Raw genomic sequence first — 13,537 nt, 5'->3', positions numbered from 1 at the left:
GCACCGAAGAGGACGAATGACTGAGACGACGAAGCGAACCGACACCGACGCCCCTGAGACCACCGCCGCAGGAGACCGCCCCCGTACCGAGTCGAAGCGCCCTCGCGCTCCTCGCCGGCCAAAGCCGCTCCACCCAGCGCTCGACGCACCGCCCGTCGCCGAGACCGGCGGCCGACCGCGCCCCCTCGACCGCGTCGTGTTCGGCGTCGCCGCCGCCGTCGCCCTCGCCTTCGTGGCGTGGGGCGTCATCTCGACGCCGTCGCTGAGCGCCGCCTCCACCGCGGGCGTCGAGTGGGTCGTCCACAGCACCGGGTGGCTGTTCGCCATCGCCGCCACGGGCTTCGTCGTGTTCGTCATCTGGATCGCCGCGAGCCGCTTCGGCACCATCCCGCTCGGCGACGACGGCGAGGAGCCGGAGTTCAGCACGATCTCGTGGATCGCGATGATGTTCTCGGCCGGCATGGGCATCGGCCTCGTCTTCTACGGCGTGACCGAGCCCGTGAGCCACCTCGTCACGCCCCCGCCGGGCACCGGCGGCGGCGACCAGGCGGAGGCCGTGCGCACCGCGATGGCCACCACGATGTTCCACTGGTCGCTGCACCCGTGGGCGATCTACGCCACCGTGGGCCTCGCGATCGCGTACAGCGTGTTCCGCAGGCGCCGCTCGCTGCTCATCTCGTCGGCATTCACGTCGCTGCTCGGGAAGCGCACGGTCGAGGGCCCCGTCGGCCGCGCGATCGACATCTTCGCGATCTTCGCCACCCTGTTCGGCTCGGCGACCTCGCTCGGCCTCGGGGCGCTGCAGATCGCCTCCGGGCTCGAGATCGTCGCGGGCATCGGCCCGGTCGGCAACGGCGTGCTCGTCGCGATCATCGCGCTCCTGACGGTGCTGTTCGTGCTCTCCGCGGTCTCGGGCATCTCGCGCGGCATCAAGTGGCTCTCGAACATCAACATGGTGCTCGCGGCCGCGCTCGCGCTGTTCGTCTTCGTCGTGGGCCCGACGGTCTTCATCCTCAACATCCTCCCGACCACCGCGGGCGGCTACTTCGAGCAGCTGGCGTTCATGTCGGCGCGCACCGAGGCCGCGGGCGGCGACGAGGTCGCGTCGTGGCTCTCGGGCTGGACGATCTTCTACTGGGCCTGGTGGGTCAGCTGGACGCCGTTCGTCGGCATGTTCATCGCGCGCATCTCGCGCGGCCGCACCGTGCGCCAGTTCGTCACGGGCGTGCTCGTGGCGCCGACGCTCGTCTCGCTCGTCTGGTTCGCCATCTTCGGCGGGCTCGGCATCGACCTCGAGTCGAAGGGCATCGACCTCGGCAGCGCCGGCACGCAGGAGGCGACGCTCTTCCAGGCGCTCGGCGAGCTGCCGCTCGCGCAGATCACCTCGGTCGTCGTGATGGTGCTCGTGGCGATCTTCTTCGTGTCCGGCGCCGACGCGGGCTCGATCGTCATGGGCACGCTCTCGCACCGCGGATCGATGCGGCCCTCGCGCCGCACCGTCGTCTTCTGGGGCGTCGCGACGGGCGCCGTGGCGGCGATCATGCTGCTGCTCGGCGGCGAGGACGCCCTCACCGGCCTCCAGCAGGTGACGATCATCGCCGCGCTGCCGTTCGTCGTCGTGATGATCGGCCTCGCGGTCGCGCTCACCCGCGACCTGTCGCAGGATCCGGTGGTCGTGCGGCGCGCGTACGCCGTCGCGGCCGTCGAGCACGCGGTCGTCGCGGGCGTCACCGAGCACGGCGACGACTTCCAGCTCTCGATCGAGCAGACCGCGCCCGGCGAGGGCGTCGGCGAGCTGGTCGTCACGCCGGAGCTCGCCGACGCCGCGGCGGCCTCGCCCGCCGAGGAGGAGCCCGTGCGGGACCCGGTCGCGGAGGAGCTCCGCGGCGAGGAGCCGCGGACTGCCGCGGACGACGAGCCGGCCGCAGCGCCGCAGGACGCGCGCCCGCGCGGCTGACGCACCGCGCGCCGCGTGCGGAGCGCCGCCGGTCTCGACTCGTGGCGCTCCGTCGACGGGCCCGTCGCGTCAGCGGTGCGTACGATGGCAGGATGCGCATGCGAGTCGCCGCCTACGCCCTCATCACGAGGGGCGAGGGCGACGCGCGCGAGGTGCTGCTGCCCCATTGGAACGAGGCGGGCATGCACGGCTGGACCCTGCCGGGCGGCGGGCTCGAGCCCGGCGAGCACCCCGCAGACGGCGCCGTGCGCGAGGTGCTCGAGGAGACCGGCTACGACGTGCGGCTCACGGGGCTGCTCGGCGTCGACTCCGCGGTCGTGCCGACCTCGTCGCGCGGCGACGCGATGCAGGCGCTCCGGATCCTGTACCGCGCCGAGGTCGTCGGCGGCGAGCTCGCTGTGGAGGTCGACGGCACGACCGACGACGTCGCCTGGCACCGGCTCGGGGATGTCGCGGCGCTCCGCCGCGTGCACGCGGTCGACTGGGCGCTCGGCCACCTCGACGAGCCCGGGACGCCGCTCCGCTGATGCATCCCCTCGTCGTGCTGGGCATCGCCCTGATGATCGCCTGCTGCCTCGTCAGCGGCTTCGACGCCGTGCGCACCATGCGCGACGGCCGCGACCCCGAGCGCCGGCTCCGCTGGTTCCTCGTCGCCGCGGGGCTGCTCGTCGCGGGCGGCATCTGCGTCGCCGTCGGGAGCGCGCTGGCCTGACGGGCCGGGGCCAGCCTGCTCGACGGGTGCCGGCTCGTGCCGCGGCCCGCGCACGACGAAGGGCCCCGCCCTGCGGCGGAGCCCTTCGAGGTCGTGCTGGGTCAGGCCTGCGGCGAGCCCGCCTCCGGGCCGTCGGCGATGCCCGACGAGGGGCTGCCCTGCGACGGCGAGTCGATCGTGGAGTCCTCGGCGTCCGGGATCCACAGGTCGTCGTCGGCGCGGAGCGTCTGCCAGGCGGCGTAGCCGGCGCTGACGACGGCGACCGCGCCGACGCCGATGAGCACCCACTGGAACGCGTTCGGACCCGACTTCGAGGCGCGCGACGGCTTCACCTCGGGGACGGTCGCGTAGCGCTTCACGTTGTCGATCGCGTCCTTGACGCGCTCGTCCTTGGCGATCTGCGCGAGCGCCGCGAACGAGCCGAGGCCCGACGCGATCGCCGGCACGACGCTGCCGTTCCACCCCTTGGTGGCGCGCGAGAGCGTGTCGCGGCCAGCGTCGACGCCCCGGTGGACGAGGCGGTCGGCCGTCGGCAGCAGCGACTCGTTGCCGTAGGCCTTGGCCTGGTGGCCGGCGTCGCGGGCGATCTTGGCAGCGTGGTCCGCGACGACCTTCTGCTCGGCCCACAGCTTGTCCGCCTGCTTGCGGAGCTTCTTGAGCTGCTTGGTGCGCTTGCGCGTCAGTTCGAGCGACATGAGTGTCCTTCCCTGTCGAAGCCTGGGCGCCATCATGGCACCACTTCCTGAGCGACGTCACCCAGGCCGCGGCCGGTTTCGCTGTCGTCGAACGGCGCCCGGGCTCCCGGTCCCGCGGCACCGCGCTGTGGGAGGATCGAGCCATGGCTCACCACACCGCTGTCGCGACGATCCGCACGAACCACGGCGAGATCAAGGTCAACCTCCTCGGCGACCACGCTCCCGCCACCGTCAAGAACTTCACCGACCTGGCCACGGGCGCCCGCGAGTGGACGCACCCGGGCACGGGCGCCACGACGACCGACCGCCTCTACGACGGCGTCGTCTTCCACCGCATCATCCCCGACTTCATGATCCAGGGCGGCGACCCGCTCGGGCAGGGCGTCGGCGGCCCCGGCTACCAGTTCGACGACGAGATCCACCCCGACCTCACCTTCGCGAAGCCCTACGTGCTCGCGATGGCGAACGCCGGCAAGGTCGCCGGCCGCGGCACGAACGGCTCGCAGTTCTTCATCACGACCGTCGCGACGCCCTGGCTCCAGGGCAAGCACACGATCTTCGGCCTGGTGGAGGACGAGGCCTCGCAGCGCGTCGTCGACGCGATCCAGGCGGTGCCGACCGACGGCCGCGACCGCCCGCTCGACGCCGTCGTGATCGAGACCATCGAGATCCAGCCCGCCTGATCCGCGCGTGACGTCCTCACCGGCGGCGGATCGCTGCTACCGGCACCCCGACCGCCAGAGCTGGGTGCTCTGCAGCCGGTGCGGGCGCACCATCTGCGGCGCCTGCCAGCACCAGGCGCCGGTCGGCGTGCGCTGCCCCGAGTGCGTCCGCGAGGAGCGCGACGAGCAGCGGACGCTGCAGCGCGCCACGCGCGTCGCGCACGGCGCCCCCCGCACCGCGGCGGGGCGCCGCATGCGCGCCTTCTTCGCGCAGCCGACGCCGGTGACGACGTCGATCCTCGTCGTCACGGTGCTCGTCGGGATCGCGCAGGTGCTGCCCGGCGACCTCTCGTCGTGGCTGCTCTGGTACTTCCCGTACTCGCTCGCGGAGCCGTGGCGCTTCGTCACCTGGGCCCTCGTGCACGCCAGCCCGCTGCACCTGGCCTTCAACATGCTCGTGCTGTTCATGGTGGGGCCGGCGATCGAGCAGCGGATCGGCAAGCTGCCGTTCCTCGCCGCCTACGTGGTGAGCGCCATCGGCGCCGCCGTCGCGATCGCGTGGCTGCAGCCGGCCACGCCTGTCGTCGGCGCCTCGGGCGCCATCTACGCGCTGTTCGGCATGGCGATCGGCATGCAGCGCATGCTCGGCCGCGTGCAGCCCGTGCTGCTCATCATCGTCGGCATCAACCTCGCGATCACGTTCCTGTTCGGGAACATCTCGTGGTCGGCCCACGTGGGCGGCCTCGTCGTCGGCCTCGCGCTCGGCTTCGGCATGGGACTCGCCGACAAGCGGATGCGGTCGCCGCGGGCGCCGTGGATCGTCATCGCCGCCGTCGCGGCTGCGCTCGCCGCGCTCTTCGCCCTGCGCGTCGCCACGCTCCTCTGAGCCGTGCCGCGCCGGCGCCGGAGAGCGCCGGCGTCGACCGCGCGCCGGCGCTGGGTTCTCCACAGAGATATCCACACCTGGGGAGAACTACACCGGTGTAGTTCCCGCCGGATGAAGGCGCGGCGGCGCTACTTCCAGCGGGTCGTCATGATGAACCCGACGAACATCACGGCGAAGCCGACGACGATGTTCCACGAGCCCAGCGACTGCACCGGCAGCGTCGTGCCGGAGATGTAGTAGACGATCACCCACAGGAAGCCGACGAGCATGAAGCCGAACATCACCGGCTTGAACCAGGCGGGATTCCGCTCCTCGTCGTGGGGCGATCGCTCCTGCTTGCCCTGCGCCTTGCTGACGGCTCGCGCAGAGGCCTTGTCGACCGACTTCTCGGGGCTCATGCGCCCCATGGTAGTGCAGGCGGCGCCTAGGATTGAGCCGTGGTCCAGCCGTCCCGAGCGCGATCGCGCCCTCGCGGGCGCGCGAGCGTGGCGAGCGTCGCGGGCGAGCTGCTGCTGACGGCCGGCGTCGTGGTGCTCGGCTACCTCGCCTGGCAGGTCACGCTCGCCGACGCGGTCATGGGGGAGCGGCAGCAGGAGGCCGGTCGCGCGTTCGCCCAGCAGCTCGACGCGGCGAGCGGCGCGGACGGCGGCGCCGTGGCCGAGGAGGCGCTCCGCACCGACGCGCCGCCCGCCGAGGTGCGCGCCGACGACCGCGAGTCGTTCGCCGTCGTCCACATCCCCCGGCTCGGCGAGTTCGAGCGCGTGGTCGGCGAGGGCACGAGCCGCGCCGTGCTCGACTCGCTGCAGCAGGGACTCGCGCACTACGAGACGTCCGCGATGCCCGGCGAGGTCGGCAACTTCGCCGTCGCCGGCCACCGCAACGGGCAGGGCGGGCCGTTCACCCATCTCGACGAGATGCGCCTCGGCGATCGCGTCTACGTGCGCACCGAGCAGGCGTGGAACGTCTACGAGCTCCGCAACCACGAGTACGTGCCGCCGACCGCGGTCGACGTCGTCGCGCCCGTGCCGCGCATGCCCGAGGTGCCCGCCGACGGCCGCTACCTCACGCTCACGACCTGCAACCCTGAGTGGTCGGCCGCGGGTCGCCTGATCGCGTACGCGACGTGGGTCGGCTGGAGCCCTGCGGCCGACGGCATGCCGGCCGAGCTCGCCGCCGCGATCGGGGAGGCCTGATGTACGCGGCCCTGTGGCGCATCCTGCCCGGCCCCTGGTCCGTGCGGCTCCTCATCGTCCTCGCCCTCGTGGCGGCGGTCGCCTACGCCCTCATCGTCCACGGCTACCCGTGGGCGATGCAGACCTTCTTCCCGACGCCCGACCCGGTCATCGAATGACCGGCCGACACAGTGAGCCACGCATGACCCGCATCCTCGTCGTCGACAACTTCGACAGCTTCGTCTACACGCTCGCCGGCTACCTGCAGGAGCTCGGCGCCGAGGTCTCGGTGGTGCGCAACGACGAGGTCGACGCCGCGACGATCGACGACTGGGACGCCGTGCTGCTCTCGCCCGGCCCGGGCGCGCCAGCCGACGCGGGCGTCTCGATCCCGATGGTGCACGCTGCGATCGAGCACGGCACGCCGCTGCTCGGCGTCTGCCTCGGGCACCAGGCCATCGCCGAGGCGCTCGGCGGCGTCGTCACGCACGCGCCCGAGCTCATGCACGGCAAGACGAGCGAGGTCGAGCACGACGGCTCCACGATCTTCGCGGGCCTGCCGAGCCCGCTCACCGCGACCCGCTACCACTCGCTCGCGATCGTCGACGGCACCGTGCCCGAGGCCCTGCGCGTGACGTCGCGCACCGTCGCCGAGGACGGCCACGAGGGCGTGATCATGGCGGTCGAGCACCGCGCGGCGCCGGTGTGGGGCGTGCAGTTCCACCCCGAGTCGGTGCTCACCGAGGGCGGTTACCGGATGCTGGGCAACTGGCTCGAGGCGGCCGGCCTCGACGGCGCCGCCTCGCGAGCCGCGGGGCGAGCCCCGCTCGTCACGCTCGCACCCGCGCCCGACCACATCGCCTGACGGGACGGCCCGACGGGCAGCGCCGGCTCAGCCCTCGTCACCGCCGCCGCCACCACCACCGGGGCCGCCGTTCCCGCCGCCGTTGCCGCCGCCGTTGCCGCCGCCCTGCTCGGTCGGCTGCGGGTCGGGCTCCGGCTCCGGCTGAGGCTGGGGCTGGGGCTGGGGCTGGGGTGCCGGCCGCGCCGGCTGGCCGTTGCAGTAGAGCAGCGTGATCGCGCTGCCCTGCGGGTGGCTGCCGGGCGTGAGCGACTGCTCCACGACGTCGCCGCCGATGCAGCGCGTCGTCCAGCGTCGCTCCACCTGCAGGCCGAGCGACGACATCTCGGACGCGGCGGCGTCGATCGGGCGGCCGGTGACGTCGGGGACGGCCACCTGGCCGGAGGCCAGCACGAGGTCGACCGTCTGGCCGCGCGAGACGTCCGTGCCCGCCTGCGGCGAGGTGCTGATGACGAGGTCGCGCGCCACGGTCGCGGAGTCCTCGCGCGACACCGTGCCCACGACGTAGCCGGCGGCCTCGAGCGCCTGCCGGGCCTGCGCCTCGGTGAGGTTCGCGACGCTCATGAGCGGCTCCGGCGGCGGGCCGTTCGAGACGACGACCGTCACGCCGCTGCCGGGGCTGATCGCGACGCCCGCATCCGGATCGGTGCGCAGCACCGTCCCGGCCTCGGCGTCGTCGATCACGCGCCGCACCTCGGGCTCGAGCTCGGCCCCCTCGACCGCGGCGACCGCCTCGTCCTCGGTGAGGCCGACGACCTCCGGGACGGTCGTCGACAGGCCCGCGATCGGCAGGCTGCCGCCGAGCCCCACGGCCCAGACGACCGCGCCGACGACGAGCATGGCGATGAGCGCGACCGCGGCCCAGAGCCAGACGATCGGCGGGCGCCGGTCGCGGCGCTGCTGCTGCTCGCCGTCGTCGTCGACGGTGCCGTCGACCGACAGGGCGGCGAACATCGTGGTCGCGGCGCCGATCTCGACCGGCGCGGTCTCGGTGCGCTCGTACGGCGCGAGCACGCCCGCGAGCCCGTCGTCGAGCGCCTCCTTGAACTCGGCGGCCGACTGGAAGCGGTGCTCGCGGCGCTTCTCGAGCGCCCGCGCCACGACGGAGTCCATCGCCGGCGAGACGCCGGGCGTGATCGACGACGGGGCGGGCGGCACCTCGGCGACGTGCTGGTAGGCGACGCCCACCGCGGTGTCGGAGGTGAAGGGCGCGGCGCCCGTGAGCAGCTCGAAGAGCATGACGCCCGTGGAGTACAGGTCGGTGCGCTCGTCGACCTGCTCGCCGCGGGCCTGCTCGGGCGAGAAGTACTGCGCGGTGCCGAGGATCGTGCCGGTCTGCGCGACGTTCGCGCTCGTCTCGCTCACGGCGCGGGCGATGCCGAAGTCCATCACCTTGATCTGCCCGCCGGGCGTGACCATGACGTTGCCGGGCTTGATGTCCCGGTGCACGATGCCCGCGCGGTGCGAGTACTCGAGCGCGGTGAGCACGCCCTTCGTGATGCGGACGGCCTCCGACTCGGGCAGCGGGCCCTCGGCGATGATGTCCTTCACCATGCGGCCGTCGACGTACTCCATGACGATGTACGGCACGGCTGCGGGCTGTCCGCCCGCGTCCTTCGCCGGCTCCTCGCCGGCGTCGAACACCCGCACGACCGTCGGATGCGACATCCGCGCGGCCGACTGCGCCTCCTGTCGGAAGCGCGAGCGGAACTCCGGGTCGAGCGAGAGCTCGGGCTTCAGCAGCTTCACCGCCACCTGGCGGTCGAGGCGGGTGTCGCGCGCGAGGTGCACCTCGGCCATGCCGCCCTGCCCGATCAGCTCGCCGATCTCGTAGCGGTCGCCGAGCGTCCGCAGCGACGCGATGATGCTGTCGGTCATCGCTGCTCCTCCCGGGGGTGCGGGCTCATCCATGCCTGTCGTCGACGTGCCCTGCCCTCGCAGGGATCGATCGATTCTACGCCAGCCCCGATCAGGGGGTCGGGAGGGGCAGGTCGACGCCCTCGGTCGGCTCCGGCGTCTCGGTCGGCGTCGGCTCCTCCTCCTCGGCGGTCCCGGTGATCGTCAGGGTGGGCGAGGAGCCGCTCGTGAGCGTCTCGCCGCCGCCGACCTGGCACGAGTAGGTGTAGGAGACGCGCGACTCGCCCTCCGGGATGTCGCGCAGCTCGACGCGCGCCACCGGGCTCTCGACGACCTGCTCGCGGCCGCTCGCCCACTGGATCGTGGCCGAGTAGCCGGAGAGCGAATAGCCCGCGGGGCACGACGCCTCGTCCCACACGACGCTGATGTCCGAGCCCGCCACCACGGCCGAGGGGTCGGAGTCGTCGGCGAGGCGGGGCGACTCGGTCGGGTCGCTCAGCGTCGCGACCGCGCCGTAGAACGTGCCGGTCAGGGTCGATCCCTCGGGCACCGAGCCCGTGGGGTCGACGGCGTACGAGGTGCCGACCTCCGTGGCCGTCGTGGCCGGCTCGCCCTGCCGGATCGCCGGCTCGAGGCCGAGCTCCTCGACGGCCGCGCGGAACTCCGCCTCCGTGAGGCCCAGCAGCGCGTCCTCGCTCACCTGGACCGTCTCCGGCCCGCTCGACGTGGGGGTCTGCGAGGTCTCGGTCGGGGCCGGCTCCTCCTGGTCGTTGTTGAGCAGCATCATCGCGATCGCGACGCCCGCGGCGACGAGGAGGATCGCGAGGATCACGACCGGCCAGATCCAGGGATTCCGGCGGCGGCGCTCGCGCTCGCGCTGCTCCTGCAGCGTCGTCGCGCGCGTCACGGGGATCGCGGCCGTCGCGGGGCTCGACTGCGTCGTGATGATCCGCGTCGCGGCCTGCGTCGGCGAGTCGATCGTCGCGAAGGAGTCGGTCGAGGCGATGCCCGGCACGATCGCGGCGGCGCCGGCGATGTCGCCGCGGCGCAGCATCGTCGCGGCGCGCGAGAGGTGCGCGGCCGATGTCGGCCGGTCGGCCGGCGTCTTCGCGATGCACGAGAGCACGAGGTTGCGCACGGGCTCCGGCACGGTGCCGGGGAGGTCCGGCGGCGCATCGTTGATGTGCGCCATCGCGATCGCCACCTGCGACTCGCCCGTGAACGGGCGGCGGCCGGCGAGGGCCTCGTAGGCCACGATGCCGAGCGAGTAGATGTCGGTCGCCGGCGCGGCGGGCGAGCCGGACGCCTGCTCGGGCGAGAGGTACTGCACCGTGCCCATGACCTGGCCGGTCGCGGTGAGCGGCACCTGGTCGGCGATCCGCGCGATGCCGAAGTCGGTGATCTTCACGCGGCCCTCGGGCGTGATGAGCAGGTTGCCCGGCTTGATGTCGCGGTGCACGAGGCCGGCCTGGTGGGCGGCGTGGAGCGCCGCCGAGGTCTGCGCGACGATGTCGAGCACCTTGTCGGCCGAGAGGGTGCGGTCGCGGTCGAGGATCGCGCTGAGCGGCTCGCCGGGGACGAGCTCCATCACGAGGAAGGCGCTGCCCTCCTCCTCGCCGTAGTCGAAGACGTTGGCGATGCCCTCGTGGTTGACGAGCGCCGCGTGGCGCGCCTCCGCCCGGAAGCGCTCGAGGAACCCGGGGTCCCCCATGTACTCGTCCTTCAGGATCTTGAGCGCGACGGTGCGCCCGATCACCTGGTCGGTCGCCTGCCACACCTCGCCCATGCCGCCAATGGCGATCCGGCTGGTCAGCTGGTATCGCCCACCGAAGGTGAGTCCGCTGGATGGTCTCATGAGTTCAGCACCGCCTCGATCACTGCTCTCCCGATTGGCGCGGCGACGACGTTCGACGTGTCACCGACGATGTTCTCATCCGGCACGACCACGGCGGCGACTGCGACGCTCCGGCCGTCGCGCTCGCCGTACCCCGTGAACCAGAGGTTGAAGGGCTCGTCGTTCTCGCCCGTCTCCGCCGTGCCGGTCTTGCCGCCCACGGTCGCGCCCGCGACCTGGGCGTTCGACGCCAGGCCCTCGCTCACGCCGAGCTCCATCGCCTGCCGCAGCGCCGCGGCGGTCTCGGTGGAGATCGGGTTGCCCAGGATGGTCGGCTCGGGCTGGTCGACCACGTCGAGGTTGGGGGCGATGACGCGGTCGACGAGGCCCGGCTGCATCAGCGTGCCGTCGTTCGCGATCGCGGCGCTCACCATGGCCATCTGCAGCGGGGTGACGCGCACGTCGTACTGGCCGAACGAGGTGAGCATGGTGCGGGCGTCGTCCATCACCTCGGGGCGCGGGTAGGTCGACGGCGTGACCGTCATCGGCACGGCGAGCGGCTGGCCGAAGCCGAACGCCGCCGCCTGCTCGCGGATCGCGTCGTCGCCGAGCTCGAGCCCGAGCTCCGCCATGGGGATGTTGCACGAGAGCACGAGCGCGGTCTCGAGCGTCGCCTGCTCGCCGGGGCCGCACGTCTCGCGGGAGGCGTTGCGGATCTCCGAGGTCGAGTTCGGCAGCTGCAGCGTGGCAGGGTTGTCGAACTCGGAGTCGAGCTCGTAGCGCCCGGACTCGAGCGCGGCGGCGCTCACGACGAGCTTGAAGACCGAGCCCGGGAAGTACAGGTCGCCGCCGATCGCGCGGTTCTGCAGCGGCTGCTCGGGGCTCTCCTGCGCCTGGATGATCGAGTCGCGCACCTGGGCGATGTTGTGGCTCGCGTAGGTGTTCGGGTCGAAGCTGGGGCTCGAGTACATGGCGAGGATGTCGCCCGTCTCCGGGTCGAGGGCGACGACGGCGCCCTCGCGGTCGCCGAGCGCCTGCGCCGCGGCCTCCTGCGCGCCCGCGTCGATCGTGAGCTCGACCGAGGAGCCCGCGGGGTCCTGGCCGGTGATCGTCGCGACGATCTGGTCGAAGAACTGGCTGTTGGCGGTGCCCGTGAGCTCGTCGTTCATCGCCCCCTCGATGCCCGTGTTGCCCTGCCCGAGGCTGTTGTAGCCCGTGACGGCCGAGTACAGCGCGCCCTGCGGGTACTCGCGCTGCCATTCGTACTCGTCGTCGGAGGGGGTCGAGAGGGCCACCTGCACGCCCTCGACGACGATCGAGCCGCGCTCGACGGCGAAGGAGTCGTAGAGCGTGCGCGTGTTGCGGTCGTCGCCGTGCAGCGAGTCGGCCTGGACGGCCTGGATCATCGTCGTCGAGCCGAAGAGCCCCACGAACATCACGAGCAGCAGCGTGCTGACGCGGCGCAGGGGCCGCCGCATGCTCTGCTCCCGGTCGGCGCTGGTCATGCGAACCCCCTTCCGCGCACCGAGTCGCTCAGCCTCAGCAGCAGGGCGACGATGAGCCAGTTGGCCAGCAGCGAGGAGCCGCCGGCGGCGAGGAACGGCGTCGTGAGGCCCGTGAGCGGGATGAGCCTCGTGACACCGCCCACGACGATGAACACCTGCAGGCCGATGACGAACGCGAGCCCCACCGAGAGGAGCTTCGTGAAGTCGTCCGGCCCCTGGAAGCCCACGCGGATGCCGCGCGAGACGAGGACGATGTAGAGGCACAGGATGGCCATGAGGCCCGCGAGCCCGAGCTCCTCGCCGAGCGACGGGATGATGTAGTCGCTGTTGGCGTAGGGGGTCAGGTAGGGCCGGCCGAGGCCCAGGCCCGTGCCGAGCAGGCCGCCGTGCGCCATGCCGAAGATGCCCTCGACGATCTGGAACGAGCCGCCGGACGCGTTGTAGACGTCGTTGTCGAACGCGTGGATCCAGGCGTGGATGCGCCGCTGGACGTAGCCCATCGTGAAGTACGCGGCGACGCCGCCGAGCGCGACGAGGCCGACGCCGATGACCATCCACGACCTCCGGCCCGTGGCGACGTAGATCATCACGAGGAAGAGGCCGAAGTAGAGGAGCGACGTGCCGAGGTCGCGCTGGAAGACGAGCACGAGCATGCACATCGCCCAGACGACGAGGATGGGGCCGAGGTCGCGCACGCGCGGGAACCGGATCCCGAGGAACCGCTTCCCGACGACCGAGAGCGAGTCGCGGGCCGTCATGAGGTAGCCGGCGAAGAAGATCGCGAGCGCGATCTTGGCGAGCTCGCCCGGCTGGAAGGTGACGGGGCCGACGCCGACCCAGACGGTGGCGCCGTTGACGGTGCGGCCGATGCCGGGCATGAGCGGCAGGAGCAGCAGCACGAAGGCGGCGGCCATCGCGAGGAAGCGGTAGCGGGCGAGGACGCGGTGGTTGCGCACGAGCACGATCGCGGCGATGGCGATGACGAGCGCGATGCCGGTCCAGGCGATCTGCCGCATGGAGGCGGCGTCCCAGCCGGTGGCGCCCTGCGCGATGTCGATGCGGTAGATCATCGCGATGCCGATGCCGTTGAGCGCGGTCGCGACAGGCAGGATGATCGCGTCGGCCTCGCGCGCGACGACGCGCAGCGCGATGTGCAGCGCGAACGTGAGCACCGCGAGGATCGCCGCGAGCTGCAGCGGGAACAGGTCGACGGTCTCGAGCGCGCCGAGCTGCACGAGCACCATGGCGCCGCCGCCCACCACCCACGCGATGACGAGCAGGAAGAGCTCGAGGTTGCGGAGCTTCGCCGGGTTGCGGACGCGCACCCGGATCGCCTCGGTCACCTCGCGGAGCTGGATGAGGCCCGTCTGCAGCGCGTTCGAGCCGGTGGCGGCG

14 protein-coding genes are annotated in these 13,537 nt (G+C 72.5%); 8 read left to right on the top strand and 6 right to left on the bottom strand.

The features are described 5' to 3' along the window. The first annotated feature begins 16 nt into the window (after positions 1-16). The 3 genes from IEW90_RS00590 (at position 17) to IEW90_RS00580 (ending at position 2,669) form a co-directional block, all read left to right on the top strand. Positions 17-1,957, top strand: a complete 1,941-nt coding sequence (locus IEW90_RS00590; RefSeq protein WP_188714925.1) for a BCCT family transporter — start codon at positions 17-19, stop codon at positions 1,955-1,957. A 92-nt stretch (positions 1,958-2,049) separates the two neighbouring features. Further along, positions 2,050-2,484, top strand: coding sequence for an NUDIX hydrolase (locus IEW90_RS00585; RefSeq protein ID WP_188714922.1), 435 nt, complete (start codon positions 2,050-2,052; stop codon positions 2,482-2,484). Beyond that, positions 2,484-2,669 (top strand): hypothetical protein, encoded by a 186-nt coding sequence (locus tag IEW90_RS00580; protein WP_188714920.1) that lies wholly within the window; start codon positions 2,484-2,486, stop codon positions 2,667-2,669. Before IEW90_RS00585 ends, IEW90_RS00580 begins: the two co-directional genes overlap by 1 nt. A gap of 101 nt (positions 2,670-2,770) precedes the next feature. Here the strand turns inward: IEW90_RS00580 and IEW90_RS00575 are convergent, their stop codons facing one another. Further along, the gene (locus tag IEW90_RS00575; protein WP_188714918.1) at positions 2,771-3,364 is read right to left on the bottom strand and encodes a hypothetical protein; all 594 of its coding nucleotides are present in this window, start codon (positions 3,362-3,364) and stop codon (positions 2,771-2,773) included. A gap of 143 nt (positions 3,365-3,507) precedes the next feature. On the opposite strand from IEW90_RS00575, the gene IEW90_RS00570 reads away from it, so the two are divergent. Together IEW90_RS00570 and IEW90_RS00565 are read left to right on the top strand one after the other, a co-directional pair. Further along, positions 3,508-4,047: a peptidylprolyl isomerase gene (locus IEW90_RS00570; protein WP_188714916.1), complete on the top strand. Its 540-nt coding sequence runs from the start codon at positions 3,508-3,510 to the stop codon at positions 4,045-4,047. A gap of 7 nt (positions 4,048-4,054) precedes the next feature. After that, a complete protein-coding gene (locus tag IEW90_RS00565) occupies positions 4,055-4,912 on the top strand; it encodes a rhomboid family intramembrane serine protease (protein WP_188714914.1) in 858 nt (285 codons plus the stop codon). A gap of 128 nt (positions 4,913-5,040) precedes the next feature. Here the strand turns inward: IEW90_RS00565 and IEW90_RS00560 are convergent, their stop codons facing one another. After that, entirely contained in the window at positions 5,041-5,310 is a 270-nt protein-coding gene (locus IEW90_RS00560; protein ID WP_188714904.1) for a cell division protein CrgA, read from the bottom strand. Positions 5,311-5,397: 87 nt separating this feature from the next. Here IEW90_RS00560 and IEW90_RS00555 point away from each other — a divergent pair, with 87 nt between their 5' ends. Genes IEW90_RS00555 through IEW90_RS00545 form a run of 3 tightly spaced genes read left to right on the top strand, consistent with a single transcriptional unit; the run spans position 5,398 to position 6,949 of the window. Continuing rightward, entirely contained in the window at positions 5,398-6,105 is a 708-nt protein-coding gene (locus IEW90_RS00555; protein WP_188714902.1) for a class E sortase, read from the top strand. Further along, complete coding sequence (locus IEW90_RS00550) at positions 6,105-6,263, top strand: hypothetical protein (RefSeq protein ID WP_188714900.1); 159 nt, start codon at positions 6,105-6,107, stop codon at positions 6,261-6,263. The genes IEW90_RS00555 and IEW90_RS00550 overlap by 1 nt, the downstream gene beginning before the upstream one ends. A 23-nt stretch (positions 6,264-6,286) precedes the next feature. Then, on the top strand, positions 6,287-6,949 hold the full coding sequence (locus IEW90_RS00545) for an anthranilate synthase component II (RefSeq protein ID WP_188714898.1): 663 nt from the start codon (positions 6,287-6,289) through the stop codon (positions 6,947-6,949). Between the two features lie 27 nt (positions 6,950-6,976). Here the strand turns inward: IEW90_RS00545 and pknB are convergent, their stop codons facing one another. The 4 genes from pknB to IEW90_RS00525 form a co-directional block, all read right to left on the bottom strand. Next, positions 6,977-8,824 carry a Stk1 family PASTA domain-containing Ser/Thr kinase gene (pknB, locus tag IEW90_RS00540; protein ID WP_188714897.1) on the bottom strand — a complete coding sequence of 616 codons (1,848 nt, stop codon included), beginning with the start codon at positions 8,822-8,824 and terminating at the stop codon, positions 6,977-6,979. A gap of 91 nt (positions 8,825-8,915) precedes the next feature. Beyond that, entirely contained in the window at positions 8,916-10,658 is a 1,743-nt protein-coding gene (locus IEW90_RS00535; protein ID WP_188714895.1) for a protein kinase domain-containing protein, read from the bottom strand. After that, positions 10,655-12,142, bottom strand: coding sequence for a peptidoglycan D,D-transpeptidase FtsI family protein (locus tag IEW90_RS00530; protein WP_229679426.1), 1,488 nt, complete (start codon positions 12,140-12,142; stop codon positions 10,655-10,657). The genes IEW90_RS00535 and IEW90_RS00530 overlap by 4 nt, the downstream gene beginning before the upstream one ends. Next, positions 12,139-13,500: an FtsW/RodA/SpoVE family cell cycle protein gene (locus tag IEW90_RS00525; RefSeq protein WP_229679589.1), complete on the bottom strand. Its 1,362-nt coding sequence runs from the start codon at positions 13,498-13,500 to the stop codon at positions 12,139-12,141. The genes IEW90_RS00530 and IEW90_RS00525 overlap by 4 nt, the downstream gene beginning before the upstream one ends. Between the last annotated feature and the right edge of the window lie 37 nt (positions 13,501-13,537).

It is taken from the genome of Agrococcus terreus (assembly GCF_014645235.1).
GTDB classification, from domain to species: domain Bacteria; phylum Actinomycetota; class Actinomycetes; order Actinomycetales; family Microbacteriaceae; genus Agrococcus; species Agrococcus terreus.
The sequence above is the reverse complement of the archived record's forward strand: the minus strand, read 5'-3'. Positions and strand labels throughout refer to the sequence as shown.